The sequence below is a fragment of the Leptolyngbya sp. UWPOB_LEPTO1 genome (assembly GCF_017302695.1).
GTDB lineage: Bacteria > Cyanobacteriota > Cyanobacteriia > Leptolyngbyales > Leptolyngbyaceae > Leptolyngbya > Leptolyngbya boryana.
In genome coordinates, this window is sequence record NZ_JAFLCJ010000002.1 from 264490 (window position 1) to 290879 (window position 26390).

The 26390-nt window shown below is 47.4% G+C and carries 23 protein-coding genes; 8 read left to right on the plus strand and 15 right to left on the minus strand.

Annotated features, from left to right (window positions below):
* Window positions 1-18 precede the first annotated feature (18 nt).
* Window positions 19-1215, plus strand: coding sequence for an aromatic ring-hydroxylating oxygenase subunit alpha (locus J0L70_RS04095; RefSeq protein WP_287453206.1), 1197 nt, complete (start codon window positions 19-21; stop codon window positions 1213-1215).
* 8 nt (window positions 1216-1223) lie between these two features.
* Entirely contained in the window at window positions 1224-2105 is an 882-nt protein-coding gene (locus tag J0L70_RS04100; protein ID WP_287453208.1) for a sugar phosphate isomerase/epimerase family protein, read from the plus strand.
* Between the two features lie 47 nt (window positions 2106-2152).
* Here J0L70_RS04100 and gyrB read toward each other — a convergent pair whose 3' ends face one another.
* Window positions 2153-4075, minus strand: coding sequence for a DNA topoisomerase (ATP-hydrolyzing) subunit B (gene gyrB / locus J0L70_RS04105; protein ID WP_017287770.1), 1923 nt, complete (start codon window positions 4073-4075; stop codon window positions 2153-2155).
* Window positions 4076-4200: 125 nt separating this feature from the next.
* Here gyrB and miaA point away from each other — a divergent pair, with 125 nt between their 5' ends.
* On the plus strand, window positions 4201-5175 hold the full coding sequence (miaA, locus tag J0L70_RS04110; RefSeq protein ID WP_287453209.1) for a tRNA (adenosine(37)-N6)-dimethylallyltransferase MiaA: 975 nt from the start codon (window positions 4201-4203) through the stop codon (window positions 5173-5175).
* Window positions 5176-5389: 214 nt separating this feature from the next.
* Here the strand turns inward: miaA and J0L70_RS04115 are convergent, their stop codons facing one another.
* The 3 genes from J0L70_RS04115 to J0L70_RS04125 all read right to left on the minus strand — a co-directional run bounded on the left by J0L70_RS04115 (window position 5390) and on the right by J0L70_RS04125 (window position 8938).
* Window positions 5390-6547, minus strand: coding sequence for a DUF1822 family protein (locus J0L70_RS04115; RefSeq protein WP_242044324.1), 1158 nt, complete (start codon window positions 6545-6547; stop codon window positions 5390-5392).
* 38 nt (window positions 6548-6585) lie between these two features.
* Entirely contained in the window at window positions 6586-7785 is a 1200-nt protein-coding gene (locus tag J0L70_RS04120; protein ID WP_287453212.1) for a sigma-70 family RNA polymerase sigma factor, read from the minus strand.
* 142 nt (window positions 7786-7927) lie between these two features.
* Entirely contained in the window at window positions 7928-8938 is a 1011-nt protein-coding gene (locus J0L70_RS04125; protein WP_017287766.1) for a phosphate/phosphite/phosphonate ABC transporter substrate-binding protein, read from the minus strand.
* Between the two features lie 238 nt (window positions 8939-9176).
* Here J0L70_RS04125 and J0L70_RS04130 point away from each other — a divergent pair, with 238 nt between their 5' ends.
* Window positions 9177-10079: a c-type heme family protein gene (locus tag J0L70_RS04130; protein WP_017287765.1), complete on the plus strand. Its 903-nt coding sequence runs from the start codon at window positions 9177-9179 to the stop codon at window positions 10077-10079.
* A gap of 262 nt (window positions 10080-10341) precedes the next feature.
* Here the strand turns inward: J0L70_RS04130 and J0L70_RS04135 are convergent, their stop codons facing one another.
* Complete coding sequence (locus J0L70_RS04135) at window positions 10342-12807, minus strand: DUF8082 domain-containing protein (protein WP_287453213.1); 2466 nt, start codon at window positions 12805-12807, stop codon at window positions 10342-10344.
* 336 nt (window positions 12808-13143) lie between these two features.
* Between J0L70_RS04135 and J0L70_RS04140 the strand changes: the two genes are divergently transcribed.
* Entirely contained in the window at window positions 13144-13848 is a 705-nt protein-coding gene (locus tag J0L70_RS04140) for a glutathione binding-like protein (RefSeq protein WP_287453215.1), read from the plus strand.
* Window positions 13849-14009: 161 nt separating this feature from the next.
* Here the strand turns inward: J0L70_RS04140 and J0L70_RS04145 are convergent, their stop codons facing one another.
* From J0L70_RS04145 to J0L70_RS04155, 3 genes are read right to left on the minus strand one after another with little or no spacing between them, the layout of a single operon-like run.
* Window positions 14010-14684 (minus strand): ABC transporter ATP-binding protein, encoded by a 675-nt coding sequence (locus J0L70_RS04145; protein ID WP_017287753.1) that lies wholly within the window; start codon window positions 14682-14684, stop codon window positions 14010-14012.
* 4 nt (window positions 14685-14688) lie between these two features.
* Window positions 14689-15327, minus strand: a complete 639-nt coding sequence (locus J0L70_RS04150) for a class I SAM-dependent methyltransferase (RefSeq protein ID WP_287453217.1) — start codon at window positions 15325-15327, stop codon at window positions 14689-14691.
* Complete coding sequence (locus J0L70_RS04155) at window positions 15324-16241, minus strand: metallophosphoesterase family protein (RefSeq protein WP_268184256.1); 918 nt, start codon at window positions 16239-16241, stop codon at window positions 15324-15326. The genes J0L70_RS04150 and J0L70_RS04155 overlap by 4 nt, the downstream gene beginning before the upstream one ends.
* A gap of 112 nt (window positions 16242-16353) precedes the next feature.
* Here J0L70_RS04155 and J0L70_RS04160 point away from each other — a divergent pair, with 112 nt between their 5' ends.
* Window positions 16354-17421 (plus strand): hypothetical protein, encoded by a 1068-nt coding sequence (locus J0L70_RS04160; protein WP_268184254.1) that lies wholly within the window; start codon window positions 16354-16356, stop codon window positions 17419-17421.
* Between the two features lie 45 nt (window positions 17422-17466).
* Here the strand turns inward: J0L70_RS04160 and J0L70_RS31950 are convergent, their stop codons facing one another.
* The 3 genes from J0L70_RS31950 to J0L70_RS04170 form a co-directional block, all read right to left on the minus strand.
* The gene (locus J0L70_RS31950; protein WP_353736606.1) at window positions 17467-18435 is read right to left on the minus strand and encodes a hydantoinase B/oxoprolinase family protein; all 969 of its coding nucleotides are present in this window, start codon (window positions 18433-18435) and stop codon (window positions 17467-17469) included.
* Between the two features lies 1 nt (window position 18436).
* Window positions 18437-19507, minus strand: coding sequence for a hydantoinase/oxoprolinase N-terminal domain-containing protein (locus J0L70_RS31955; RefSeq protein WP_353736607.1), 1071 nt, complete (start codon window positions 19505-19507; stop codon window positions 18437-18439).
* A 329-nt stretch (window positions 19508-19836) separates the two neighbouring features.
* Entirely contained in the window at window positions 19837-21525 is a 1689-nt protein-coding gene (locus J0L70_RS04170; protein ID WP_287453219.1) for a serine protease, read from the minus strand.
* Between the two features lie 371 nt (window positions 21526-21896).
* Between J0L70_RS04170 and J0L70_RS04175 the strand changes: the two genes are divergently transcribed.
* Window positions 21897-22979, plus strand: coding sequence for a glycosyl transferase (locus J0L70_RS04175; RefSeq protein WP_287453220.1), 1083 nt, complete (start codon window positions 21897-21899; stop codon window positions 22977-22979).
* A gap of 168 nt (window positions 22980-23147) precedes the next feature.
* Here J0L70_RS04175 and J0L70_RS04180 read toward each other — a convergent pair whose 3' ends face one another.
* From J0L70_RS04180 to J0L70_RS04195, 4 genes are read right to left on the minus strand one after another with little or no spacing between them, the layout of a single operon-like run.
* Window positions 23148-24041 (minus strand): hypothetical protein, encoded by an 894-nt coding sequence (locus tag J0L70_RS04180; RefSeq protein ID WP_017287745.1) that lies wholly within the window; start codon window positions 24039-24041, stop codon window positions 23148-23150.
* Window positions 24038-24520, minus strand: a complete 483-nt coding sequence (locus J0L70_RS04185) for a hypothetical protein (protein WP_026148575.1) — start codon at window positions 24518-24520, stop codon at window positions 24038-24040. The genes J0L70_RS04180 and J0L70_RS04185 overlap by 4 nt, the downstream gene beginning before the upstream one ends.
* Window positions 24477-24872: a hypothetical protein gene (locus tag J0L70_RS04190; RefSeq protein WP_017287743.1), complete on the minus strand. Its 396-nt coding sequence runs from the start codon at window positions 24870-24872 to the stop codon at window positions 24477-24479. The genes J0L70_RS04185 and J0L70_RS04190 overlap by 44 nt, the downstream gene beginning before the upstream one ends.
* On the minus strand, window positions 24869-25714 hold the full coding sequence (locus tag J0L70_RS04195) for a hypothetical protein (protein WP_287453221.1): 846 nt from the start codon (window positions 25712-25714) through the stop codon (window positions 24869-24871). Before J0L70_RS04195 ends, J0L70_RS04190 begins: the two co-directional genes overlap by 4 nt.
* Before the next feature lie 227 nt (window positions 25715-25941).
* Here J0L70_RS04195 and J0L70_RS04200 point away from each other — a divergent pair, with 227 nt between their 5' ends.
* A complete protein-coding gene (locus tag J0L70_RS04200) occupies window positions 25942-26379 on the plus strand; it encodes a cupin domain-containing protein (protein WP_017287741.1) in 438 nt (145 codons plus the stop codon).
* Window positions 26380-26390: the final 11 nt, after the last annotated feature.

Here is a 26390-nt window from a genome sequence, read left to right on the forward strand (position 1 = left end):
CAATAAGGAGTTGCATTTATGACCGTCTGTTCCCATCCGCAAAAGCTTGTTGAACTCCAACAGAAGATTTTAGAAGCTGCGAGTAGACCTTTAGAAACTGCGATCGCACTACCCGCAGAAACTTACACTGATCCAGACTTCTACCAATGGGAAGTTCAACACATTTTCAAACGACAATGGCTCTGTGTCGGGCATTGCTCACAAGTGCCTCAGCCCGGCGATTATATTAACCTTGATCTAATCGATGAACCTCTTGTAATTGTCCGAGGCAAAGATAATCAGATTCGAGTGTTGTCGCGAGTCTGTGCTCATCGCGGGATGGACATGATGCCAGAAGGATTTGGACATGCAGCACAAGGCAATCGTCGGAGCTTTCTCTGCCCGTATCATCATTGGGTGTATGGATTAGACGGAACGCTCGTCGGCGCGCCAGAAATGCACCAGAGTCAGCAGTTTGAGCCGGACAAAGTTTGTTTACCCAAGTTTCGGTCTGAGATTTGGCACGGCTTTATTTTTATCACCTTCGACCCTGAGATTGAATCGGTTAGCACTCACTATGCTGCACTCTCTCCCTATCTAGAACGTTGGAACATTGCAGAAATGCAGATGGTTGCGAACCTAGAGTGGAATTGCCAATTTAATTGGAAGGTCTTAGTTGAGAATTTTATGGAACCCTATCATCATTTAGGGACTCACGCTAAAACCTTTGAACCGATGCTGCCTGCGGCAAAAACATGGACAGAGCCAGAAGTCTTAAACGGAGTTGTCTGTCATTTACCGTTAGCAAAATCGATCGTAGAACGGATTAACGCAGGGCAGTCTCCGACAATGTTTCAAACGCCAGCGAATCTGCTCCCTCAAGACCATTATGAATATGCGGTCTATCTTGGAACTCCAAATTTCTTATTGTTTACAGGACCAGATCGCGTTTATTGGTACTTGCTACTGCCGACGAGCGCAGGTGAAATGACGCTGCATACAACATTGTTAGTGACTTCTGAAAGCAAAGATATGCCAGAGTTCCCGCAGATTCTCGAACGAGAGATTGCCGGACTCAAAGAGTTTCACTTAGAAGATGTTGAGGTTTGTACTGCGGTACAGCGAGGATTGCGATCGTCGGTTTATTCACCCGGAGCGTTGGGACATTTAGAAATGCCGATTTGGTTATTTCAAAAATATCTAGCCCAGCAAATTCAAGTCGCGAATTCACAATGAAACTATTGATGCTACGTTCAGTCTGGTCAGGTTCATCCGATCTCGATGAATTGATTGAGCAGACGCTTCAGGGCGGGTTCGATGGGCTAGAAGGCCCGATTCCAAAAGAAATTGAACACCGCCACAAGCTACGTCAAAAATTAGCTGAACATCAACTAGTCTACATTGCTGAAGCGACCACTGGAATCCATCCCGATGCACCTGAAGATTGGTGGATTCCTCAGCGCGATCGCACAATTCAAGATCATCTCAATGATTTACGCTGGACTGTCGAACATGCGATCGACATGGGGGCGATGTTTGTTTCGACCATGTGTGGTTATGATGCTTGGTCATGGCAGCAGAATGTAGACTTTTTTGGACAAGCGCTTGAACTAGAGCAAACGTCAGGAGTAACAATTAGCTTTGAGACACATCGAAGTCGATCGCTGTTTAATCCTTGGATTACGCGAGATTTACTCGCACAATTTCCAGAGATGAAATTGACGTGTGATTTTAGCCATTGGTGCGTCGTCTGTGAACGTTTACTCGATAGTGAATGGACAATTCTAGAGCAGTGTGCTCAGCGAGCGATGCATATTCATTGTCGAGTCGGCTATGCTCAACATGCTCAAGTTCCTGATCCGCGAGCGCCAGAATATACGGCAGCTTTGGCGGCGCATGAACGCTGGTGGGATCTCATTTGGAAGGCACAAAAGCAACGAGGATTCTCTCAAGTCACGATGAATCCAGAGTTTCTATGGGATGGCTATATGCAGACCTTACCGTTTACGAAAATGCCGATCGCGGATGTGTGGGATGTGACCTGCTGGATGGCAGAACGCCAGCGGCAACAGTTTATGCAATCCGGATTTGGAGAAGCTGCACTCATCAACAAAAAGCTCAGCTAGTGCTTTTAAACTAGCTGAGCTTCAAGACAATTGAAATAGCAAACCAATTAGATATCGAGGTCTGCTAAATTCATCTTCGAGCCATAAGTCTCGATGAATTCGCGACGGGGGGCAACGCGATCGCCCATCAACACCGTAAAGACGCGATCTGCTTCTGCTGCATCTTCGATTTCAACTCGTTTGAGTGTCCGAGTTTCAGGATTCATCGTTGTATCCCATAGCTGCTGCGGCATCATTTCACCCAACCCTTTGAAGCGCTGAATGTTGTAACTCGCATTGTCTGGGAAGGTTGCTAAGCGTTCTTGCAGTTCTCGCTCACTGTAGCAATAGTAGTGATTGCGTCCACGTTCGACTTTGAACAATGGAGGACAAGCAATATACACATAGCCTTGATCCACCATCATGCGCTGATAGCGATAGAAGAAGGTCAGTAGCAAGGTGCGGATGTGCGCTCCATCTACGTCTGCGTCCGTCATGATGATGATGCGGTGGTAGCGAAGCTGAGACACATCGAATTCTTCGCCTTTGATACCCAAGCCCAATGCAGTAATTAAAGCTTGAATTTCAGTATTCTTGTAGATCTTCGAGTCATCGGTTTTCTCGATGTTGAGAATCTTACCGCGCAACGGCAGAATCGCTTGGAATCGGCGATCGCGTCCTTGTTTTGCAGAACCGCCCGCAGAATCCCCTTCCACAATGTAAATCTCGGATTCGCTTGGATCGCGAGATGCACAGTCTGCGAGTTTTCCAGGCAGTGTAGAAGATTCGAGAACCGACTTGCGGCGCACCATTTCTCGTGCATGTCGAGCCGCTTCTGCTGCTTTGAACGCCTGAACTGCTTTCTCAATAATCGCATCCGAAACGTTCGGACGGAATTCGAGATACTCAGTCAGCACTTCACCGACCAGCGAATCAACAATCCCACGAACTTCGGTATTGCCTAATTTCGTCTTGGTTTGACCTTCAAATTCAGGATCAGGAACCTTCACCGAAATCACAGCCGTTAAGCCTTCTCGGATGTTTTCCCCGGCAAGATTCGATTCGTTTTCTTTAATCTTGTTCCGCTTACGCGCGATCGTATTCAGGGTGCGAGTCAGAACTGCTTTCAAGCCTTCTAAATGCGTTCCACCATCGACGGTACGAATGTTATTCGCAAAGCCAATAATATTGTCGTTGTAGGCATCGGAACACCATTGCAGCGCCACTTCAACTTGAATGCCGTTGCGTTCCCCACTAACAAAGATGACTTCTTCATGCAGCGGTTGCTTTTCGCGGTTCATGTAAGAGATGTACTCACGAATTCCGCCTTCGTAGAAGTAGACATCTTCTCGTTCAGAGCCTTCTCGGTGATCGGCGAATTTGATCCGAACCCCACCGTTAAGATAAGCAAGCTCCCGCAATCGTCCAGAGAGGGTAGTGTAGTCGAACTTCGTGGTTTCCGTGAAGATCGAAGCATCGGGCAGAAAGGTGACGGATGTTCCGGTTCTCGCTTGAGGATAAGGCTCGACTTGCAATTCCCCCATCGCAATTCCCCGCTCAAATCGTTGCAGGTGAACTTTCTTCTCGCGCCAGACGGTGACTTCGACCCATTCGGAGAGTGCGTTAACAACTGAAATCCCAACCCCGTGCAGACCGCCTGAGACTTTGTATCCACCGCCGCCAAACTTACCGCCAGCGTGTAGAATCGTCATCACGGTTTCCAGTGCTGACTTCCCGGTTTTAGGATGAATTCCAGTGGGAATGCCGCGTCCGTCATCGGTTACGGTGACAGAACCATCGGCGTTAATTGAAATATCGATCGCTTTACAGTAGCCCGCAAGTGCTTCATCGACGGAGTTATCGACAACCTCGTAAACAAGATGGTGCAGTCCGCGAGGTCCAGTACTGCCGATATACATGCCGGGGCGTTTTCTTACGGCTTCAAGACCTTCAAGGACTTGAATCTGCTGCGCATCGTAGTTTGTCGTCATAGGAAGCGTTCTTTTAGGGCAATAAGGAGCGAAATCAGTAAGAGAGAGACAAATTTCACCAAAATTATAGCACAAATGGCTTATGAGCGGTTTTAGGACAGTCTCTGATGAATTTTGAAAGTAGGATGGATCGGTCTATTTTGGCTTATAAATCGCAAAACGATCAAAAAAGATTAAGCAATACACCTGTACTTATTATAATCGCTGGCGCGACGGCAAGTGGCAAATCGGGTTTAGCGATCGAGCTTGCAAAACGCTCGCAGTCTATCATCTTGAGTGCCGATTCGCGCCAAGTGTATCGAGAGTTTACCATCGGAACGGCAAAACCGACTCAGCGAGAGTTAAATCAAGTGCCGCATTTTTTGATTGATATTTGCGAGCCGACGGAGACGTTGACGGTGGCGGATTATCAGGAGCGGGCGAATGGGTTGATTGAGAAAGTGGGGAGTAGATCCACTCCCCACCTTTTCCTGGTTGGTGGAACTGGACTCTACATTAAAGCGATCGCGCGTGGGATGAAGATTCCGCGAGTTGCGCCTCAGTTGGAATTGCGATCGCAGTTGGAAACACTCGGGCAGAAGACGCTTTATGCAATGCTGCAACAAGTAGACTCGGCTGCGGCAGAGCGGATTCATGCGAATGATCAGGTGCGAACGTTGAGAGCGTTGGAAGTCTTTTATGTAACGGGTCACCCGATTTCTGAGCAGCAAGGGGAGAATCCGCCGAATTATCCGATTTTGCAGATTGGATTGGAGTCGGATCAACTAGAGCAGCGGATTGCGAAACGGGCAGGACAAATGATTGAAATGGGATTTGTCGAAGAAGTAGAACGACTGTGCCAGAAGTATGGCGAGGATCTGCCACTGTTGAATACGTTGGGTTATGCAGAGATGCGGCAGTACTTGAGAGGAGAATTTTCTCTGCAAGAGGCGGAACGATTGACGGTGCAGCACACGCGGCAGTTTGCAAAGCGGCAAAGAACTTGGTTCCGAGCCGTCCCGGAACTGGAATGGTTTGATGCGGATGCAGGAAATTTAGTCGATCGAGTTTGGGATCGGATTCAGGTGTTTTTAGCAGAAGCGCGATCGCTGCCTGGATGAGGACTAAGAGGATGTTTAAAAGGTATTGTTCATCGCCTTCACCTGCCCGTGATTGAAAATCCGGGCTAGTTGAACAAAGTCCACTAAAGGGACTAAAAGCTAATAAGAATGGGGTCTTCAGTCCTTTGAAAAGGACTTCGCACGGTTAGCCCCGAATTCATTCCGGGGCGAGCTAGAACGGAGCGAGCAACTGTTGATACATTTCAAAGACCCTCTAAAAGCAAAGAATTTCGCGATCGTAGTTCTCTGGCAAGGGTTCTGTTTCCCAGACTAAAGTATCGCCAGGGCTAAGCCGCACTTCTAGATAAAGACACTCGATCGCATTCATGGCGACATCTTCGTTATTTTCAAACGGCATCAAATCTTCTAGAAGCAATCGCAGCTTAAAGCCACCTGGAATTAATGCTCCAGAAGTACTTTGTAGCTCAAAACGCCAGACATCATCGCTCTTTTGAAACACTCTCAACTCATAAGGTTTTCCAGCGATCGACAAATGGCGTAACAATGCCTTTTGTGAGCTAATCTCAGACCCACGCGCCCAAGCCAGATTTGACTGCATCTCTGTTGCTCCCCAGCCGAATTGTTCTGCTAGCGTGGAAATGCCGCTCTGAAGCCATTGTTGTACTGACCATTGTTCGGGTAGACCTAAGCGTCGTTGATACAGACGTTGCCGCCAACCGCCATGCTCCAGTAATGCGCCCCACTGCTGAAAGGGTATCGCTAAACGCGGCACAACCACATCCGTAGTTCCCAACCGAGCAAGTAGATTTTCAGCTTGCTGAAGGGAAAGCGCAGGTAAAGGCGCAAGCTGCGATCGCAAAACTTCATCCGGACAAAGCCGTCGCGTAATCCACAGCACATTCGTATCAGGAATCAGATCGGCTTCATCGAGCGAATATGTTCGATCAAGAGGATCATACTGAGCGCGCTGCTTGAGCATTTGATGGGTGGTGTATCCCAAAACCTGAATTTCATCGTCTTCTAAATTGACGGCAACCGATAGATAATAATCCCCTGCCCAACTGGGAAGATCCACCCATTCTTGGGGCACTCGCAGTTCGCGATCGTCGATCGCAGCAGTTGGAATCACCACTAAACGCTGATTCTCAAACTCGATCGCTCCGCCGTTCACCACTTCCCAAAAACTAGAAAGCGCGGCTGAATTTGCCCAAATTCGCGCATTCGGCGCAAAACTTTGTACCCAGGGCAAGAGCGTTTTGAGACTCGCTTGATTGAGTGCCGCTTGCCAATGAATTCCATCCGTCGTAAATGCTTGTTGCTGCCAAACCTGGGACAACGCATCGCTCGGAATTTCTAATTGAAGTTGCGGGGTGTCAGCGATCATAATGGGTGATGTACCAGGATAAGACATAGGACTTGCCTCAGAACGCGCTAAATATCGCTCGATATTTAGGAGGGCAGGTCTGGATGACTGTAGTGCAGTTTCAGCCATTCCTCCAAAATCGTACTCATATTAGACACTACGTTCGAGTTGAGAGTTTGATGCAGGGTTGTCTGACTCCATTCTGCAAGAATTTGTAACAGGGTTTGCTTGAGATTGGTTAATCGTCGCGAAACTGTGTATTGTTTTGTGTCTAATTCTTTCGCAATTTCTTGCTGCGTCATGCCTTTACCGTAGTACATTTGCAGCAACCGTTGCGCGGGTAAATCCAGTTTGACGAGGGCTTTCAAAAGAGTCGCATTCAACTGCGATCGCGTTTGTTTCCGCTGATCTTCCTCTTCTGCTTCAATAATTTGGCTGAGATTTGACTCCTGAAAGGTCGATTCAAAATTGTCTAACATTTCCGTATTCTCGGCTCCCGGCTGCGGTGTGTCTGCCGAAATCAAAGACGGGTAGAGATACGATCTCGCTGCCTTGCCGCAAGTGGTCAGCCATTGCTCTAATAAAGCTGGATTGCAAGGTTGGGCAGTTGCGCCTAACGTGGCAACGCGATCGCGATTATAAAGATCGACGATCGCTTGCAGGGTCGAAAGGTCAGGTTTTGCTAATTTTCGTAAGCCTTTGCCTTGAGCAGGTGCGTAGATGATTTTGAAACATTGCCAAGCGAACACTCGTTCTGCGATCGCAGAAGCATCTAGCCCAAAATTCTGCAACGATTCGACAAATCGTTTGTGGCTGAGTTTGTGCATCAGTGCCCAATCGGTGCAGATATCGACTTCTTGGCGCAGACGCAATGTATCTTTAATCACATTGCTAAACGCTAGGCTTGCGTAGCGTTTCAGACCTGAACTGTGTTGAGGATTGAACCCTTGCAGGACACGGTGAATTTTGACGATCGCGATTTGAAAGAAATCCGCAAGCGACTGACTGCTGCCGATATTCAATGCCAGCTTTCGAGCTGACCAAAAGCAGACTTCTTGCAAATAAGCAGATAAATGAGCGACTGCGAGAGGATGACTGTCGGCTTGCCAGAGCCGATGCCAATACAGCGACCAAACCATTTCGGAAAGGTCTTGTTCATCGGATTCTTCAAGACAGCGTTGCATACTCCGACGCAGGCGAGCATCTGAAACCCATCGAGTCGCTGAATCGCTCTCAAACTGTAGAAACGTGGAAAAGATTTCAAGAATACTTTGTCGCGATCGCATGAGTTCAGATTGAGCGAGAGCTAGTCTTCAAACTATATCCATTTTCTAGAAAAAGCACCAGAACTGCATATTCTTCTTCACCCGGTCGTAAGAATGACTAGAAGCAATTTTTGGAGGTGGGTGATGAATGATTGGCGATCGCTCAAGGTGAGCCAGGAGCAGGAGAAGAGCTTGCGGTCGGTGAAGCATCAGGTGTTGATGCAGGAGATTCTGACGCAGGCGAAGCAGTGGGCGAAGCAGGAGCAGGTGAAGCAGCTTGAGGCGCTGCTGGCTGTCCATCTGTAAACAGTCGAACGGGTTTTTGGGCGAGTAAAGCTGCACCTTCAGCGCGATCTGCCGGAAAAATTGCACGCACACGATCGACGACCGAAATCATATATTTGTAGTCCGGAACAGTTCCCGTCGGAACAAATCCTGCTTCTTGGGCAACGACTGAAGGCGTATCTCCCAGAACTTTGCGAATCGATTCTAGCAGTGTGCGATCGACACTCGGACTAACTAGCACGACTCCCGCTGGAACTTTGTGCGGGTCGTTGTACAAAATGCGAAACTCTGCTGAGCTAAGTTGCGATTTGTAAAGATTGAATTCTTCGAGGGACAGCGCTCCCGCATCTGCTGTTCCTTGTGCGATCGCTTCTAAGACTGCTTTGGGAGTGGATGTCACCAGAAGCTCTTTGAGCGTCAAACCATAGAGATTAAAAATGGGAAAGTAATAGCCTGTCGCTGATCCAGGTTGTCCGATTGCTAACCTTTTACCTGATAAGGCTTGCAAGTCTGAAATAGGACTCTCTTTGGGAACGACCAGAACCGAGCGCAGATTGTTCACCCCGACTAAGGGAAACAGCGGCGTGTATTGATATTGCGACATCGCGATCGCGGCAAGTCCAGGAGGTGCAAACACGATTGACCAAGCTTGTGCTTTGATGCGCTCTAAGGCTTTGCGTTCATTAAAAGCAGGCTCAAATTGGATGACCGCTTGCAGTTTCTCAGCCAGATATTGTTTAAAGCGATCGTACTGATTGCCAGAATTGGCGGCTCCGTAGCTAACCGTTCCAATGGTGAGTTGAATTGCTTGAACTGAACGTGAACCGATGCCACATCCTGATAGAAATAACAGAATTAGAAATGAGCGCCGGGAGGTTCTGCTATCCATTGCTGAATGAATTTATGAATGCTAGTTATTGTTTCATACTGCCGGATGCTCGTCTTGTTTTGCTCGGAATACTACCTAACGTTTTGTGAACCGTAACTGTTTGTAGCGCTTTGATAGGAAAAGACCCAAAATTCGCTACTTTTAAGAAGAGCATACAGATTGATTCGATCTCCTTTTCCCTGCCTGAATGAGCATCTATTTGTTGATGTTTCTTGATCCCCGCGAGGTTGTCTGAGTCATGATTTTAAAGAAACTAAAGCTTGGCGCTAAATTTAATGTCTTGTTAGCAGCCGCATTTTTAATTGGATTGCTGTTGAGTAGTTTGGCACTATCGCAGGTGCTCGAAAATCGAGCTAGGGGAGAAGTGACGACGAAAGCTTTGATTCTGATTCAATCCATGAACTCAGTGCGCGATTATACGAGTACTAAGATTCAGCCGTTGCTCAAATCGCGCTTAGAAACAGAGCCGACTTTTATTGCTGAAACGGTTCCTGCTTACTCTGCAAATGAAGTTTTTCAGCGGTTTCGTGAAAATAACGAGTACAAAGATTTCTTTTACAAAGAAGCCACTTTGAATCCAACTAACCCGCGAGATAAGGCAGATGTATTTGAGGCTTCTTTAGTCGAGCGGTTTCAAAAAGAACCTAACACTAAGGAAATCTCTGGGTTTCGCGATCTACCGGGTGGGCAGGTTTACTATATTGCTCGTCCGTTAAGTGTGAGTAAGCAAAGCTGTTTGGAGTGCCATTCGACCCCGGATAAAGCACCGAAAAGTCAAATTGCAACCTATGGCGATGCGGGTGGATTTGGTTGGAATCTCAATGAGATTGTTGCAACTCAGATTATTGCTGTACCAGCAGGTGAAGTGATTAATAACGCTTGGCGATCGCTCTTAACCGTGATGGCAATTTTAACGGCAGTCTTCATTGCGCTCGCGCTGTTAATTAACACCTTGCTCAGACGATCGGTGATTCGTCCGATTCGTCGGATCTCGAATGCTGCGGAAGCAGTCAGTATGGGGCAAATGGATATGGAGTTTGAGCAAGATACTCAAGATGAGATTGGAGCGTTGGCCGCAGCTTTTAATCGGATGAAGTCGAGCCTGGAGATTTCAATGAACTTGCTGAACAAGCGCAAGTAAAGGATTTACGATTCAATAAAATCCTGTTGTTTATCGCGTTCACCCGTTCCTGTAGAAGTCAGGGCGGGTGAACGCGTATCAGCGAAAACTTTTCATTCACCCGCTCAGATGCGCTTCGCGAACCGCTCAAAATTGAGGATTTTTCGCAGGTTGGGGCGAAGTCGAGACCCAATTCATACAGCCTCAATGAACCTAAGTTCGCCGAGATGTTTAATTAACATATGAGCGATCGACGAATCGAATTCGCGCCGATTCTAATCTCTTAATTTCTCAATATCTTCCGCCGAAACTCGTCTGCTTTCTGACGATCGGGAATCTCTGTGATCAACTCCTCCACAAACGTGGTCAGAGACACCTGATTCTCTAAATCTCGTTTCGTTGTCACAATAAACTTCGCGATCGGCCCAATCAAACAGGTCAGTTCTTGCTCACAGACCTGAATTAAGTGAGCATTGACTAAGCGATCGCTCAGCGCTTCTTGAGTCTGCTGTGGCTCTCGGACAGCAACTCCATACCCTTTTGCCGTACTCAAGCGAGGACTCTGTGGTTTCGGAGGCAACTGCATCAGTGCAGTAATGCGCTGCGCTAATTTTGTCTGCTGCACAGGTGATAGATGCACGGCTAACTCTTCCTGCATGACTATCGGATCACAAGCTGCGGGAGAGAGTTGCCCTAAGAGCATGGGTGCGATCGGTCCTACAAGTTCAATCAGAAATTGCTCAATGCTTGCAAGCTGTTCTGCGGTGAGACGGGGAGCCGTTTGATCGACAAATTGGTCGCGTTGCTGAGGGGGTACGCTTTGCTGGATAGATGGATGAGTTTGTGGCTGAATTTGCTCGGGGATCGGTAAAGCGATCGCTCTTGCTTCACTGACATTTTCAGGCTGAGCAGGAACTTGGATCAGCGATCCTGCCTCTTGTTCAAAATATGTGCGATGCTTGGCGGGGATCAGTGCAGACAAGGCGCGAATCAAAAGTTGAGGACTGCTTTCTTGCAGCGGTTCTGCTGCCTGCTCGATTAAACTCGGCGCGATCGGCCCGACTAATTTCAACAACAAGGGCTTAATCCGAGCGATGAATTCATCCAACGGAATTTCAGTACTCGCCGCTTGCGAATCATGCGAAGTGTCTGACTGAACCGATTGAACGGTTTGCGTCTCTAGGACTGGAGGCAGCATTTCAATCAATCCTTGCGTCCCAGACAGCCAAAGGTAGCACGTCAATCCCAAACCATCTAAGTTCGTTTGCAGCTTTGCCAGCAATCCTGCCATCGACAACCCTGTTTGAGCCGGAGCCGCAATCAATGCTTCGAGCAAGACTTGAGCAAACAATTCTGGTTCATCTTGAGGCGAAGCACAGGCAAGAATGCACTGACCATGATCCGACGAAAACTTGAGATCCTCGACCCAATCTTCTAAAGAAGTTGCGCCCGGACAATCGAGAATGACAATTTGCTGAGCCGTGCGCGATCGCCGAAGTTCTTGCCGCAGCCAAGTTCGACTCAGCCAAGCCCCATCTCCCAAAAATAACCAGGAATCGCCATCCTCTGAAGATTCAATCCGTCCTCGCAAATACAATAATCGCGTTGCCACGGTTTGAATCGACCCGGACGATCGCTGTTCCGGCACCGTCATGTCTTGCTGAAGAAATGTTGCAATCTCAGATCGAACATTCGACCAAGCATCACTGGGCTGGGGGAAGTAAGTTAGGTCAAAATTACCATCCTGACGCAGAACGTCCGATACGGCAGGACTGACTGTATGATGAATCAGCCCGTCCACAATCAAAGCTTGTCGTTGTTGCACTACTTCAGTGTGAGTTGGTTTAAGTCCTAAAATTGTCTCTCCGATCCCCTCAACAATCCGCTTTGGTGTTTGCAAGGAATACTCTGGATGTAAATCTGTTTCGCCTTTATTGCGTTTCTGCTGATTGATTAACCGTAACTGCTGATTCGTTTGCTCAATATACTGAAGTGTTTGATGATACACATAGCGATAGAGAGCATCTGCATCGATAATGCCATAAGCTCCCGCCGCTTCTCCGCGCAATCCGCGCATTAAGTAGTAACTAAATACACCATGACCCAAATCGGGAAACTCCCAAGATTGCTGTCCTTGATCGCACGAAAGCAAGGCATAAAATCCGCGACTCTTTGCTGCTCTTTGGCGCAGCATTTCTAAAAGTTGCGGCGTTGGATTGAGCAGAGCAGGTTCAGAGAAGTGTCCACGCGCACCAGATAGGGAAATATTGCCGCTGTGACAAGCGTCGAGCCAAATCAGTTGACTATGAGCCGCACAGTTGCCCAAAGTCGCTAATAGATTTTGAAAACATAGTCCAGTCTTGAGCAGATGCTGTTTTTGTGTGTCCGCAAGACATAACACGGTTTGCTGGCTCTCGGGTTCTAGAACACCATGCCCAGAAAAATAGAATAAAACTGTATCTTGCGTTTTTGCCGAGGCAACAATGCGGTCTAAGCTCGCCTGAATTGCTTGTAGCGTCGGTTTGTCTGGAGTCAGATCGTGATGAATAAAAAACTCTTTCTGCGGAAATGCTTGCGTTGCTTCAGCGAGTGCTTGGCTCAACCCTTGACAGTCAAAAGCGGCATAGCGTAACTTTGGCAATGTTGCATCTTGGTAATCATTGATCCCAAGCATCATTACCCAGAGTTTTGCTTCACCTGTTTCTAAGGCGGAAGCAAATCGACTCGCACCAACACCGACTGGGGGCATTTCTTGACCTCAAGCGAAACAACACGAATGTGTCCGTTCTGTCATAAAACGCGGAAAATGTGACGATACTCCCTATCAAGATTACAACGTACTCTCGATAGATACAGCAACCGTAGGGGGTTAGTTCGCATTTTTTGCTACCTAATGCGAACTGCAACACCCAATCTTCCGCAGATTGTGGCTGATATTAATTAATATGTTCAAGCCTGCTCGCTTATGCAGTCAAAGAATTGCTGATTCAGATCTAGAAATCTGAATCAGTGAGGTTTATCCGCTATGAGGGAGGATTCGCTACGATCGTGCAATTGAAGTACATTCTCAGGAACACAAACTCTCATGCTCGATCTCTACTACTGGACAACACCCAATGGGCATAAAATTACAATCTTTCTAGAGGAAGTAGGGCTACCTTATAATCTTGTGCCGATCAATATTGGCAAGGGCGATCAGTTTCAACCTGAATTTCTCAAAGTTTCTCCAAACAATCGGATTCCGGCGATCGTAGATCATGAACCAGCAGACGGCGGTGAGCCGATTTCTCTGTTTGAATCGGGTGCGATCTTGCTCTACCTGGCTGAAAAGACAGGTAAATTGATTCCAAGTGATCTTCGAGGTCGGGCAGATACATTGCAGTGGTTGTTTTGGCAGATGGGAGGGTTAGGTCCGATGGCAGGACAGAATCACCATTTCAGCCAGTATGCGCCTGAGAAAATTTCGTACGCGATCAATCGCTACGTGAATGAAACGGGAAGGCTTTATGCGGTGATGAACAAACAGTTGAGCGATCGCGAATTTTTAGCAGGCGAATATTCGATCGCGGATATTGCTTGCTACCCGTGGATTGTGCCTTACGAGCGTCAGGGGCAAAAGCTCGAAGATTTTCCCAATTTGAAGCGCTGGTTTGAGACGATTCAATCTCGTCCAGCAACGGTACGAGCTTATGAGAAAGCAGAGGCGTTTAAGGCAGATCAGATTAGCCCAGAACAATCACGAGAACTGTTGTTTAATCAATCGGCGGGGACAGTCAAGCCTGCAAGTTGAGGATGCTCATTCAAGTTCGCTTAATTGCTAGGGTAGGGAGTGGGGAGTTGTTTGTTTGGTAGCTCTCTACTCCCTACCCCCTACTCCCCACTTTTTCTAGCCGTTGCAACTCAGACAGGATCGCTACATATCACTTCCTCGAAACTCGATGCTTCGGGTACTCACCCATCCACGACCAACCCATCTTTCACATGAATCGTCCGCTGAGTTTGTGCGGCAATATCAGGTTCATGCGTCACAATCACGATCGTAATTCCTTGCTGATTGAGTTCCGTCAACAATGCCATCACTTCGGCTGAAGTTTGCGTATCTAAAGCACCTGTTGGCTCATCAGCGAGGACGAGCGCCGGACGATTGACTAAAGCTCGTGCGATCGCAACTCGTTGCTGTTGTCCGCCAGACAGTTGATTGGGACGGTTGGATAAACGTTCTGCAAGTCCAACTCGTGTGAGAGCTTCTTCGGCTCGGCGTTTTCTTTGCGATCGGGCAACGCCTGCATAGACCATTGGCAACATCACATTTTCTAAAGCCGTTGCCCGGCTGAGCAAATTGAACTGCTGGAAGACAAACCCAATGCGTTGATTGCGAATAAAGGCAAGTTCATCATTATCTAAGGTGGTTAAATTCCGACCTTCGAGCACATAATTGCCATCGGATGGGCGATCCAGACAGCCAATGATATTCATCAACGTGGACTTACCCGATCCGGACATGCCCATGATGGCAACATACTCGCCTTCTTCGATCGCCAGATCAATCCCTTTGAGAACCGGAACATCTACTTCACCTAAGCGATAGGTCTTGGTGATGTCTTCCATCCAAATCATATTTGCCATTGGATTAACCTCGATACTGCACTCGCCAACGTCTGACCGTTTCCGGTTCGTTCAGGTCTTCAAACTTGACTTCATGCAGTCCAGCTTGAGTAAAACCAGATAGCTCTATTTTAGTCAGCGGAAATGGCACGGTCGCTAACGGCTGTTCCGGTTCTCTGCCGAGACAAATCACAAGCAGTTGTCCCGATTCTGCAACAAGTTCGGCGATTTTGGGAATCGCTTGAGCGCGCAATTCTGGCGGCATCGCTTGAATCGTGTAAGACTCTAGAACAAAGTCGAATTTGCCTAACGCAAGCTGGAATAAATCAGCGACTTGATAGTTCACAGATGAGTCGGGAAATCGTTTTTTGCACCAAGCGATCGCGGTTTCCGAAATATCAAAAGCTGTCACTTCCATGCCTCGTTTTGCGAGTTCTTCGGCATCGTCTCCTAATCCGCAACCGATGACGATCGCCGTTTTTCCGACAAGCGAGTGTTGATTTAACCATTCCACAAACAGCGGATGCGGGGTTAACCTTGCCCAAGGAACTGTGGTGGGATCTCCGTTTGCAGTCGCATAGAGTTCTTCAAACCATCCCAAGGGGTCGCCCTTGCCGATGAAGTCAGTTGCGAGTTGAACGGTGCGGGTAGATGCATCTGTCATACTGCTACCTGAGCTTGCCGAGCAATGATACCGCGATCGAAGACTAGCCCATCTGTGCCGATGCCTTCGATTTGGAGGCGATCCGGATAGACTTCGATCGCACTAAATCCAAAGCGAGAAACTGAGTATTCAGTTGTTTTTGAAGTTCCAACGGGACGGAGACTTGCGCCTCCAATACCAGTGACTAAGTAAGTCGTGCCATCAATGGATGTCGATCGCTCATAGTGATGCTCGTGCCCATTGATATAAAGCTGCACTTGATGTTTTTTGAACAATGGCGCAAATTTTCGGATCATCTCTCGATCGGTTCCGTAATGCCCGGAGGAATAGATCGGATGATGTCCATAGACAATTTTCCACGGAGCATTACTCCGTCCTAGCTCAGCATTCAGCCAAGCCATTTGATCTTTCCAGTCAGCATTGCCATTAGTATCCAGCACGAAGAACTGCACATCTTTTTCGCGGTAGGTGTAGTACCGTCCTTTCATGTGAAAGTTCTTGTATTGAACTTGTGGATCGCCGTTTGCTGTGCGAATGTCATGATTGCCCAGGCAGGCTTGGAAGCGAACATTTTGCTTCAACAAAGGTGCATAAGGCTGCTCGAAAGCAATGCCAATCCGCTCCATTTCGCCACTGTTGTAAATATTATCTCCGGCGAGCGTGACGAGTGAATAGGGATGCTTCTTGTGATAGTTTGCCATTGCATTCGCAGAATCAAACTGATTTTGATCGCCTGCTCCTGAATCTGCGACCGCAACAAATCGCAGCATCAATTCTTGACTTGCAGGTTTAGGCGGTTCAGAAACCGTTTGTGGCATTGGCTCAAATTGCCGACTAAAGCTCTTTCCGGCGACGGCAAGTCCGGCTGCACCGACTCCCCCTAACACCAGCAGTTGACGACGACTTAATCTCATACGACTTTGTTCTTAACAACAGTTGCGATCGCTCAGATGGTAGATTGAAGATCTTACCGCTCTTTACTCTACTGGATTCATACAGATTTCTGTTGTCGAGGAGGTCACATCTATGTCACAAGACTCAAACCAAACCCCAGAATCCCAGTCTAGTGTGGCACAGTCTCAGACAACGGATTTTATTTCTTCGCTAAAAACTGGCACGATTAAGCTCTTACGATCGACGATTCAGTTTCTCGAAAAAACTGCCAATACGCTAGAAGGTTCGTCAGAACCGAATCCAACGGTTGCGAAGATTTTGAAGTTCTTCTCTGTCGTGTGGGAGAAGTTTTTACCGATTTGGAATCAGTTGTTAAAACTGGTACGCGATCGACTCTCGCCCGAATGGAATGAGAAATTAGGCGATCGCGCTTTAAGCGGGATTTTGGCAGGCGCGATCGTGATTTTATTCTGGTTCACGACATCGCTTTTTTCCTCGAAACCCCCTCAGCCACAAGTCGCAAATCGTCCCCCGCTGATTCTGCCAGATCAGACAAAATCGTCTTTTCCCTCTGATTTATCCACTCCTGACACTGCACCACAAACCGTGACGACTCCGGTGGTGAGCGAGCCGGAAGTAGTGAGTGAACCGATTGTCGTCAGTGAGCCAGAAGTGGTCAGCGAACCGATCGTCGTCGGTGAACCAGAAGTAGTTGGTGAGCCAATTGTTGTAAGTGAACCGATTGTCGTCGGTGAACCAGAAGCGGTTAGCGAACCAGAAGTCGTTGCAGAGATTCCAGTTGAAGCAGCAGAACCGATTGTAGAAACGCCAGAAGTAGAAGTGCCGGAAGTTGTTGCAGAACCAGCTATTCCTCAACCAGAATTGACACCTGAAGAGAAACGCATCGCTGCGATCGAGGATCAAGTGATAGAAATTAGCGATCGCTTCATCAATGGTCTAGTCGTGTCAGTTGAGCAGAACGAAACACGAGGTCAGATGAAAGTTACGGTTTCAAATGACTGGTATCGATTTAATGCTGAACAGCAAGACCGATTTGCAGACGAATTGTGGACACGATCTCAGACGTTCAAGCTTCCCAAATTAGAGGTTCGTGATCCGCGAGGTGTGTTACTAGCACGACCGCCGATCGTAGGAGATTCAATGGTTGTCGTGAAGCGAAAAAGCGCGATCGCATCATAGCTCTTAAAAATCCCCACTCCCTATCATCTAAATTCCGGCAAACTACTAGCCTTCCCCAAACCCACCCCCGCCCGGAGTTTCAATTACAAACACATCTCCCGGCAACATCTGTACTTCCGCTTTTCCCGACACTTCTACGATCGTTCCATTCGCTCGTTCGACCCAATTTCGTCCTGTCTTTCCGGCTTGACCTCCGGCTAATCCAAACGGCTGAATGCGCCGATGTCCTGACAAGATTGCAGCAGTCATTGCCTCGCGAAACCGAATCCGACGAATCACCCCATTTCCGCCTGAATGCTTCCCCTGACCGCCACTTCCTGCCCGGATTGCAAACATATCGACTAAGACAGGAAAGCGCCATTCCAACACTTCAGGGTCAGTCAATCGCGAATTGGTCATATGAGTTTGAACTGCATCTGTCCCATCGAATGTCACGCCTGCTCCAGACCCGCCACAAATCGTCTCATAGTACTGATACTGCTCATTGCCGAATGTGAAATTGTTCATTGTGCCTTGAGAAGCCGCTAAAACTCCTAATGCACCATAGAGAGCATTCGCGATCGCTTGTGATGTTTCCACATTGCCAGCCACGACTGCTGCCGGATATTGAGGATTCAACAAGCATCCTTCAGGCACAATAATTTCTAGAGGCTTCAAACACCCTGCATTCAGTGGAATATCATCTTGAACTAAGGTACGAAAGACATAGAGAACTACTGCTTTACAAATGGCGAGCGGTGCATTTAAGTTCGATGACTGTTGCGGAGAAGTTCCAGTAAAATCAACGATCGCGCTGTGGTCTTTGATTTTGACACTGACTTGGATCTGATTGCCATCATCCATTTCGTAAGTAAAATCGCCATCTTGCAGCACTGTAATCGCTTTACGCACAGCTTCTTCAGCATTGTCTTGAATATGCTGCATGTAAGCTTGAACCGTTTCTAACCTATAGCGATCGACCATTTGTAAAAGCTGCTGTGATCCTCTCTCATTCGCTGCAATCTGAGCTTGCAAATCAGCGATATTCTGCTGAGGATTGCGAACTGGATAAGGCTGATTCCGGACCTACTCGATACCGAGATCCATCAAAGCGAAGGATGGATCCGCCTCCTGCTGCAACCGTGTGAATTGCCATCATTGGCGATCGCAATCTCACTCCGGCAACTTCAGTTTCAAAGGTGCGTTCATACTGTCCATTAAAATGCGAGACATCTGTAGAAGTCCCGCCCATATCAAAACCAATGATTTTATCAAACCCCGCTAATGCACTGGTTTTTACCGCTCCGACAATTCCACCCGCAGGTCCCGATAAAATACTATCTTTATCTTGAAATTGCTGAGCATTGACTAAGCCCCCATTAGACTGCATAAACATCAAATCAGTGTTGTTGAGCGCGGCTGAAACTTGATCGACATAACGGCGCAAAATTGGAGAAAGATAAGCATCAACAACGGTTGTATCGCCTCGACTCACAAGCTTCATGAGTGGACTCACCTGATGCGAAACAGAGATTTGAGTAAATCCAATCTTTTGAGCTATCTCAGCGAGCTGTTGTTCGTGCTGAGGATAGCGATATCCATGCAGTAGAACGATCGCACAAGCTTGAATCCCGTCTTCATACGCAGCAGTGAGCGATCGAATAAGTTCCTCCGTAATTTGAACCGGACAAAGTTCTGCGCCTTGAGCGCTAAAGCGTTCTTCTACTTCGATCACTCGCTCATACAGCATTTCTGGTCGCACGATCTGTTGAGCAAAGATGTTGGGGCGGTTTTGATAGCCAATTCTCAGCGCATCTCGAAAGCCTTGAGTAATAAGTAATACAGTGCGATCGCCTTGACGCTCTAACAAAGCATTGGTTGCTACAGTCGTTCCCATTTTCACAACTGCGATTTGGTCGCAAGGAATCGGCTGATCATTCGTCAGTCCTAACACATCTCGAATGCCTTGAATTGCAGCATCTTTATAGCATTCAGGATTTTCAGACAGCAATTTGTGAACGACGATCGTGCCATCTGGACGTTGAGCAACAACATCAGTGAATGTGCCACCTCGATCAATCCAAAACTGCCAGCCCTGATTTGCCATAAGAAAAATTGAGTGAAATACGGGGTAAGGTGCGGTGAGACTTTGCTCAAAAATTCAAATCTGAGTCCTCGGAGGTTAGAGGACTTTAAAGAAGTATCGTTCATCGCAATCACCCGCCCTGGAATGGAATTCCGGGCTAGTTGAACGAAGTCCACTCAAGGGACTAACAGCCAATCAGAATCAGCTCTTTAGTCCTTTTCAAAGGACTTCGCACCGTTAGCCCTGGACTTTCAGTCCGGGGCGAGATCGAACGGAGCGAGGAAAGGTTGATACTTAACAAACGCCTTCTTAAACGCAGTCAAAATCAAATCCCCACGACAAAAACCTCGTTATCGAGATTCTTGTGATTTTACCTTGCTTCTTAGTTGCGCGATCGTCGCTGAAATTCCCTGATATGCTCTGGAATTGATCTGACCATTCTCTCGCAACAAGTTCATCACAGCCTCATAAGCAACGATCGCATTTTGCAGATCTCCTATCCGCTCATACGCCATCGCTTGCACCGTATAAGATTCGCTCAATTTCGGATCAAGCCGACTCGCTGTTTTCGCATCTTGAATCGCATTCTGAGGATTGTTTAAGCCAAGCCAAGCAAATGCTCGATCGGCATACGCGATCGCATAAGTAGGATTGATCTCGATCGCGCGATTACAATCATTCAAAGCTGCCTGATAACGATCCATTCCCATTTGAATAAAGCAGCGCAGATCGTAAGCAACGGCTGAGCTAGGATCGAGTGCAATCGAGCGATCGAGATCTTTCAATGCACTCGGTAATTGTTGCAGTCCGAGATAGCTACGTCCTCGTTCTCGATAAGCAACTGCATCTTTAGGCTGAAGTACAATTCCCGCTGTAAAATCGTCTACTGAGGCTTGATAGTTCCCCAGTCGGCTGTGTGTCATGCCTCGATTGAAGAGCAAACTTGGGGTTTGAGGAGCATGTTGTAGGGCTTCGGTGTAATCTGCGATCGCGCCTGTGAGATCATTCCATTGAATGCGCATTTGTGCCCGTGCAGATAACGCATCACTGCGATCTGGATTGAGCCTCAGCACTGCCTCAAAATCGCGCATTGCACCTTGTCGATCGCCCATTCTGGCTCGAATTGTAGCTCTCGTTCGATACGGCATCATCAACTTGGGATTTAGCTCAATTGCTTTTGTCAAATCAGCGAGTGCAGATTGAGGTTGATCAATTTGACTGACTCCTCGCAAAAAGTAATCTTCAGCCGTTTGAGGTGTGCTCAACTGTGGTCGAGTTCCGGTGAGAGCAGAGCGATCGACAGTCAGTGTCATCTGATTTAACTTCGACGATTTTTGCAATAAATCCGAGACAAAATTCGAGGGAATGCCTGCTAAAACGCCCATATCGCCGGATTGCCCAAAAATGGCAATCACTCGCCCGCTTGCATCAAAGATCGGGCTACCGCTCATTCCAGGAGCCGCGATCGTTGTAAACATCAATGAGTAACCTTCACTATGAGGATCATTCACCTGAGAGGTGAAAAAGCCTTTGTGAAATGCAACAGGCTCTGTCCCAGGAGATTGCTGCGGACTGCCTGGATAACCATTAATCCAGATCAGATCCCGCTTAGCTAATTGGGTTGAATCCCCGAATGTTGCAACTGGATAACTTTGTGAAGATTGAAATAAAACCACTGCAACGTCAGGAATGCCTTTTAACTGCTCAAATGTATGAGTATTTGCGACTGGATAGCGTTGACCATTGGCAGTCCGAATCTGAAGTCTTAAATTGCGATCGCATTGTCCCGCGAAATCCAAATTGCAAATTACATGGCGGTTGGTTAACACTGCATAAGTATTGCCCTGTTTCGCAATGATCACACCTGATCCCGTCTGACTTCCTTCTGGACTAAAACCTAAGATCTGAACGGTCAGTGGTTGAGCCGTTTGGCGAATTTCAGACGGAGAAAGAACTGCTTTGGCAAGTGTAATCGAAGCTTGACTAAATGCGAGTGTGATGCCGGAGAACAAGCCGACTATCCAACCAATTCGAGCCATCTGGGAACCCTCTTTGAGCAAAATTTTGTAGGCGAAAATCTGAACCGGGTAGGAGATAAGCGAATGATTGGCGCAAGTTATGAAGGTTCGAGATGATGTCTTTTCATCTCTCAAAAGGTGTTTTGAAAGTATCAACAGTTTCCTCGCTCTGTTCAATCTCGCCCCGAATTCATTCCGGGGCGGGTAAATGCGATGAACGATACTTTGTCAAACATCCTCTTATACTTGCACCATCACGCTCAATCAATTCGGTACTAAGACAAGCCCTGAGACAAAATCTTGAAAAGCTCAATGAGTAAAATTCTACAACTTGTTGCGTTTTGATAGGTATCGCTTAAGCTTGTTTACGGATTGCTTTCTCTAAACTCCCTATGCCCCAACCCATTCTCTATCTTGCAATTACGAATCATGGCTTTGGTCATGCAACTCGCGCGGCAGCGATCGCGGCTGAAATTCAACGCCTTGATCCCGAAATTGTTTTAATCCTGGCGACAACGGCTCCACGCTCGGTCTTAGAAGCTTACATTCCCGGCAATTTTATCCATCGCCCCAGAGCATTAGACGTGGGAATTATTCAGCAAGACAGTTTAATCATGGATAAGCCTGCAACGCTAGAGAAATTAAGAGAAATTCGATCGCGTCAACAAGCAACGATCGCATCAGAAGCGAATTTTATTTTGCAAAACAAAGCCGGATTAGTGCTTGGAGATATTCCACCTTTAGCGGCTCCCATTGCTAAAGCAGCAGGTGTTCCAGGTTGGATGATGAGTAACTTTGGTTGGGACTTTATCTATCGAGATTGGGGCGGTGAGTTTCTAGAAATGGCAGATTGGATCAGCGATTGTTTTTCACAGTGCGATCGCTTATTCAGAATGCCATTTCACGAATCGATGCAAGCGTTTCCAACTGTCACAGATGTCGGTCTAACTGGCGTTGCTCCAAGATTCGAGGCAGCAGAAGTTTTAGCAAAGTTCAACCTCACGGATACTCCAAAAGAAAAAATCATCCTAGTAACGTTTGGTGGACTAGGACTCGATCGAGTTCCGTACGAGAATCTCACTCACCTGTCTGACTATCAGTTTCTCTGTTTTGATAACAATGCTCCAGACTTGCCCAACTTGATTAAAGTAGACGATCGATTTTACCGTCCGATCGACTTAATGCCCATCTGCGGTCGCTTACTGTCAAAGCCTGGATATAGTACTTTCTCTGAAGCCTGCCGTTATGAAATTCCGGTGATGACTGTGACTCGTGAAGGCTTTGCAGAATCTCCGATTTTACTAGAAGGCATTCAAGACTACGCTGAACATCAAATCTGGTCACTCGATGAATTTTTTAACGGAGATTGGATCAACATCCGTCAACCGATGAATCCACCACGTAAATCTGAAAAATTGCCGAAAGATGGGAATCTTACGATCGCTCAAGCGGTTGTTGATTATTTGCGATCGTAGAATCGTTAAACTTCCGGTCGAGATGCGATGTATTTTGTCTCGACCTAGTAGTTCACTACAATTAATCTGATAGGGGGATAGGTAGAAGATCTAAAATCATGGTTGTTGCTCCCCACTCCCCACTCCCTACTCCCTACTCCACAAAATGCTCGACGACTAGACAAACTCTCACTTCGGAACCGCACTAACCCGCTCATCATCCGATGTCCGCGATCGCGCAACCTGGCTCTGCTGATGATAGCTCATTGCTTCTGCGATCGCTCCTTGCCGCCGCGCCTGATCTCGACTAATCCCTTCTAGCGTATTGCCCAATCCAGGAGCCTCCCATCGATTGGTGCGAGGATTGAGGTAAGAGTAAGTTCGAGCCTGCAACACTGCCTCAGAACCGCGAAAACCTCGCTCATAAGCTTGCCGTAATCGATCGACATAACCTCCTTCATCCAAAGCTGCAAGTGGTGCTTGGTTTGCTAAATCAATGCCATTGAGTTGTTCTTCTAACCCTAATCGCAATCCAGCCGCGATCGCAGATTCTTGAATCACCTGATACTGCCGCCATAAGCGATCAAGCTGTCGGCGATCGGCATCATCTGGAGAGCTAGCACCATGCTGATAAGAAAAGCTTCCCATATTCCAAGCCCCATTACCTGGATCAACATGTCCATAGTACGCCCAAGTCTTTCCTCCTTCTGGTGTGCGAGTTCCTTCAGCACTTCCGACTGCTCTTGCAACGAGCGAATCCGATCCTCCTGCAAAGAGTTCATCCGGTGCAACGGCAACTAAGCGAGTGTCATCGGTTGAAGTATCAATGTTTTGGGGTTTCGGTTGGGGTTGTGGTGGACTCGATGGTTTGAGAGGAGTGAGAATTGCAGGCGAACTTGCTTGAGTCTTAGAAGAGGGACTCTCTTGAATCTCAGACGGGGTACTTTCTTGAATCTTTGGAGATTTTTTTACTTCAGATTTGGGTAGGTTCGGGGTGAATTCCAATACTTGAGCTTGCGTCGATCGTACTCCACTTAAGGTGAGAACAATCACGCTTATCATCAGGGAAACAATTTTCTTCATCGTGGCTTCAGGGTTCGTTCCAATAGGCTTTTATCAGGCTCGACGAGTGCCCAAGTTCCGTCGGATTGTTTGAGTAACGTTGCAAATTGCAAGATGTCTCCAGTCGCGATCGCGTCTCCAGCTTTCAATGCTCCGAGCTTCGGAGACTTTAATCCACAGAGCCGAAACAAATAGGCTGGAGTATCTGTCCCTGCAAAGTACACACAGCCTCGCTGACCTAAATAAACATTGCCTGTCGATGGAGCGTAGACAGACTTACCGTTTAATGCGATCGAAATATCTCCTAATCCTCCTATCACAGTTGATCCAGCAATTTGATCTCCGAGCTTCAGTTGCCAACTTTGGTACAACTTCGGTTCTGAAATGCTATGGTTTGGCTGTTGAGAAGAAGTACAACCCGAAATCAGCAGCAGCAACAAAAAAATAGTTCCGAGCTTAACGAATCCAGAACTTATACCCCAGATATTGATCACCTTCATAGGAAACCACAATAAACGTTTGAGAAGTTGATTTTTCTAGGGCATCGGATGCGACCCGATACGCTTCCCGCTCAGTCTGCATCCCGCTGCGAATGGCAATTTTCGGCAGAACACAGTACGGCTCTTTAAGCACCTTGCGAACTGAATCTTTTGTATCTCCTGTTTTGAATTGAATCAGATTCGCGATTTTGTCTTTCGCAAGTGCAGAGTCCGATCGCACGGTTCCCTGACACTCTAAAGTCGCCTCTTTACTTCCAAAAGACGGTAAGCCCATCGCTTGAATGAAGATCCCAATGGCGAGAACACCTGCGATGCTTGCTAAAAATTGATTCGAGTTGAGTTTATCAATCATAGCCGTCCTCCAACGAACAGTCCTAAGGCTAAAAGCAACAGTCGATAGACCCCGATTCGATTGACGTTCGGAATAAACAATGCAGCATAAGCAGCGAGCAAGGCTGGCACAAACACAAGAATCATCACGGGAAGTTCCAACATTGGAAATGCCATGACGACGTATTTCAAGCCAACTCTCAGTCCGGCAGCCGCCATCACCCACAAGGCAGCATCGATCGCGATGCCAGAATTTTGTACCGGAAGCCGTAAGACACTCTGCATCAGCAGATCAAACGGCTTGCGGCGACGGACTCGCACCGAAGTCGGAAAACCAGAAGTCGGGCGAAAGGGTGGAATCGCAGACTGCGGCGCTGTCTCTGGTACACGTGCCCGTGTTCGCGAGACTGGAACAGATTGTGCAGGTTGGTGAGGCGTAACATCGCTCATCTGTGCCTTGGGTGGTTCTAAAGGCAGTTGGACGCTTGCGGGTCTTGCCGTTTGAATTTGCATCTGTTCGACGGTAGCTTTGAGTTCGTCGATCGCCATCCAAGTTGCATTCAATTGCTCATTGAACTGTTGCAAGCTTGCTTCGATCGAAGGAGACGGCTCCCAAGTTAATTTCACGCGGGTAGAAGCGGATTGATTGGTAGACTTACTTGCCGCTTGACGGGTTTGAGTTGTTTTTTTAGTTTTCGTGGTGCGCGAAGTTTTTTTCGCAATATCTTCAGTGTTAGACTCAGCAGGCGCTTCAGACGGGGATTCTTTGCCAGCCGCGATCGCTGATTTCTTAGATTGTCGTCTTGCAGTCGGTTGGGTCTGAACGATCCGAGTAGACTGACTTTCTGTTTTAAGTTCTGTCATCGCGGCTCCTAAGGCATATGAATCTTTAGTACGCAAGTACTATAAATAGTATTAATGTACGATTCATCAGAAGTCAAGAGGCAAGTTCAAAAAACGTAAAAACGGGATGCTTTACCATAAGGTGTCACACTTTAGAAGTATTTATTATCTTTTGTAATAATAAGCACAGCCGCTTCCCAGAGCAGCGATTAGATTAGAAAAAATGCGATCGTCACTAGGAGATTCGTATGGGTATCACAACGCAAATTGAGATCATTCAATTGCAATCGATTAAAGGCGGAATGGCAGAATTCTACACGCCGCAATCGAGTCATGAAACCATGTTGGTGAATGTCCCCGCCAATACGATCGATGACCTTTTCGTTCACCGGACTCAAACCGACCAATTGCTGGTGGTACGGGGAAGTTTTATCCTGGTTGTGTTACAAAATCGTAAGTATGAATACATCCCATTAAGCGAGTCTTACCCGCAAGTGGTCAAGATTCCGCCAGGAGTGCCACATGGAGCCATTAACTTGAGTGATTCGCCCTGTGTTTTAGTGAATGCTGTGCTGCGTCACCGACCCGCGATTGAGCAAGATTATCGTCCAATGCGCCGACCAATCCCCTACGATATAGATATTGCTCACCAACTCCAAGAATTTTTGCGTCCTAGTGCCGCATAATAAATCGCTTT

What these genes read in the sequence shown, in the direction of transcription:
- J0L70_RS04200 (WP_017287741.1), top strand. Translation starts at nt 25,942, where the DNA reads ATGGGTATCACAACGCAAATTGAGATCATTCAATTGCAATCGATTAAA.
- J0L70_RS04140 (WP_287453215.1), top strand. Translation starts at nt 13,144, where the DNA reads ATGCTCGATCTCTACTACTGGACAACACCCAATGGGCATAAAATTACA.
- J0L70_RS04150 (WP_287453217.1), bottom strand. Translation starts at nt 15,327, where the DNA reads ATGACAGATGCATCTACCCGCACCGTTCAACTCGCAACTGACTTCATC.
- J0L70_RS04120 (WP_287453212.1), bottom strand. Translation starts at nt 7,785, where the DNA reads ATGCGATCGCGACAAAGTATTCTTGAAATCTTTTCCACGTTTCTACAG.
- J0L70_RS04195 (WP_287453221.1), bottom strand. Translation starts at nt 25,714, where the DNA reads ATGACAGAACTTAAAACAGAAAGTCAGTCTACTCGGATCGTTCAGACC.
- J0L70_RS04145 (WP_017287753.1), bottom strand. Translation starts at nt 14,684, where the DNA reads ATGGCAAATATGATTTGGATGGAAGACATCACCAAGACCTATCGCTTA.
- J0L70_RS04190 (WP_017287743.1), bottom strand. Translation starts at nt 24,872, where the DNA reads ATGATTGATAAACTCAACTCGAATCAATTTTTAGCAAGCATCGCAGGT.
- J0L70_RS04185 (WP_026148575.1), bottom strand. Translation starts at nt 24,520, where the DNA reads ATGAAGGTGATCAATATCTGGGGTATAAGTTCTGGATTCGTTAAGCTC.
- gyrB (WP_017287770.1), bottom strand. Translation starts at nt 4,075, where the DNA reads ATGACGACAAACTACGATGCGCAGCAGATTCAAGTCCTTGAAGGTCTT.
- J0L70_RS04095 (WP_287453206.1), top strand. Translation starts at nt 19, where the DNA reads ATGACCGTCTGTTCCCATCCGCAAAAGCTTGTTGAACTCCAACAGAAG.
- J0L70_RS04175 (WP_287453220.1), top strand. Translation starts at nt 21,897, where the DNA reads ATGCCCCAACCCATTCTCTATCTTGCAATTACGAATCATGGCTTTGGT.
- J0L70_RS04115 (WP_242044324.1), bottom strand. Translation starts at nt 6,547, where the DNA reads ATGTCTTATCCTGGTACATCACCCATTATGATCGCTGACACCCCGCAA.
- J0L70_RS04100 (WP_287453208.1), top strand. Translation starts at nt 1,224, where the DNA reads ATGCTACGTTCAGTCTGGTCAGGTTCATCCGATCTCGATGAATTGATT.
- miaA (WP_287453209.1), top strand. Translation starts at nt 4,201, where the DNA reads ATGGATCGGTCTATTTTGGCTTATAAATCGCAAAACGATCAAAAAAGA.
- J0L70_RS04160 (WP_268184254.1), top strand. Translation starts at nt 16,354, where the DNA reads ATGTCACAAGACTCAAACCAAACCCCAGAATCCCAGTCTAGTGTGGCA.
- J0L70_RS04125 (WP_017287766.1), bottom strand. Translation starts at nt 8,938, where the DNA reads ATGGATAGCAGAACCTCCCGGCGCTCATTTCTAATTCTGTTATTTCTA.
- J0L70_RS04155 (WP_268184256.1), bottom strand. Translation starts at nt 16,241, where the DNA reads ATGAGATTAAGTCGTCGTCAACTGCTGGTGTTAGGGGGAGTCGGTGCA.
- J0L70_RS04130 (WP_017287765.1), top strand. Translation starts at nt 9,177, where the DNA reads ATGATTTTAAAGAAACTAAAGCTTGGCGCTAAATTTAATGTCTTGTTA.
- J0L70_RS04180 (WP_017287745.1), bottom strand. Translation starts at nt 24,041, where the DNA reads ATGAAGAAAATTGTTTCCCTGATGATAAGCGTGATTGTTCTCACCTTA.
- J0L70_RS04170 (WP_287453219.1), bottom strand. Translation starts at nt 21,525, where the DNA reads ATGGCTCGAATTGGTTGGATAGTCGGCTTGTTCTCCGGCATCACACTC.
- J0L70_RS04135 (WP_287453213.1), bottom strand. Translation starts at nt 12,807, where the DNA reads ATGCCCCCAGTCGGTGTTGGTGCGAGTCGATTTGCTTCCGCCTTAGAA.
- J0L70_RS31955 (WP_353736607.1), bottom strand. Translation starts at nt 19,507, where the DNA reads ATGGCAAATCAGGGCTGGCAGTTTTGGATTGATCGAGGTGGCACATTC.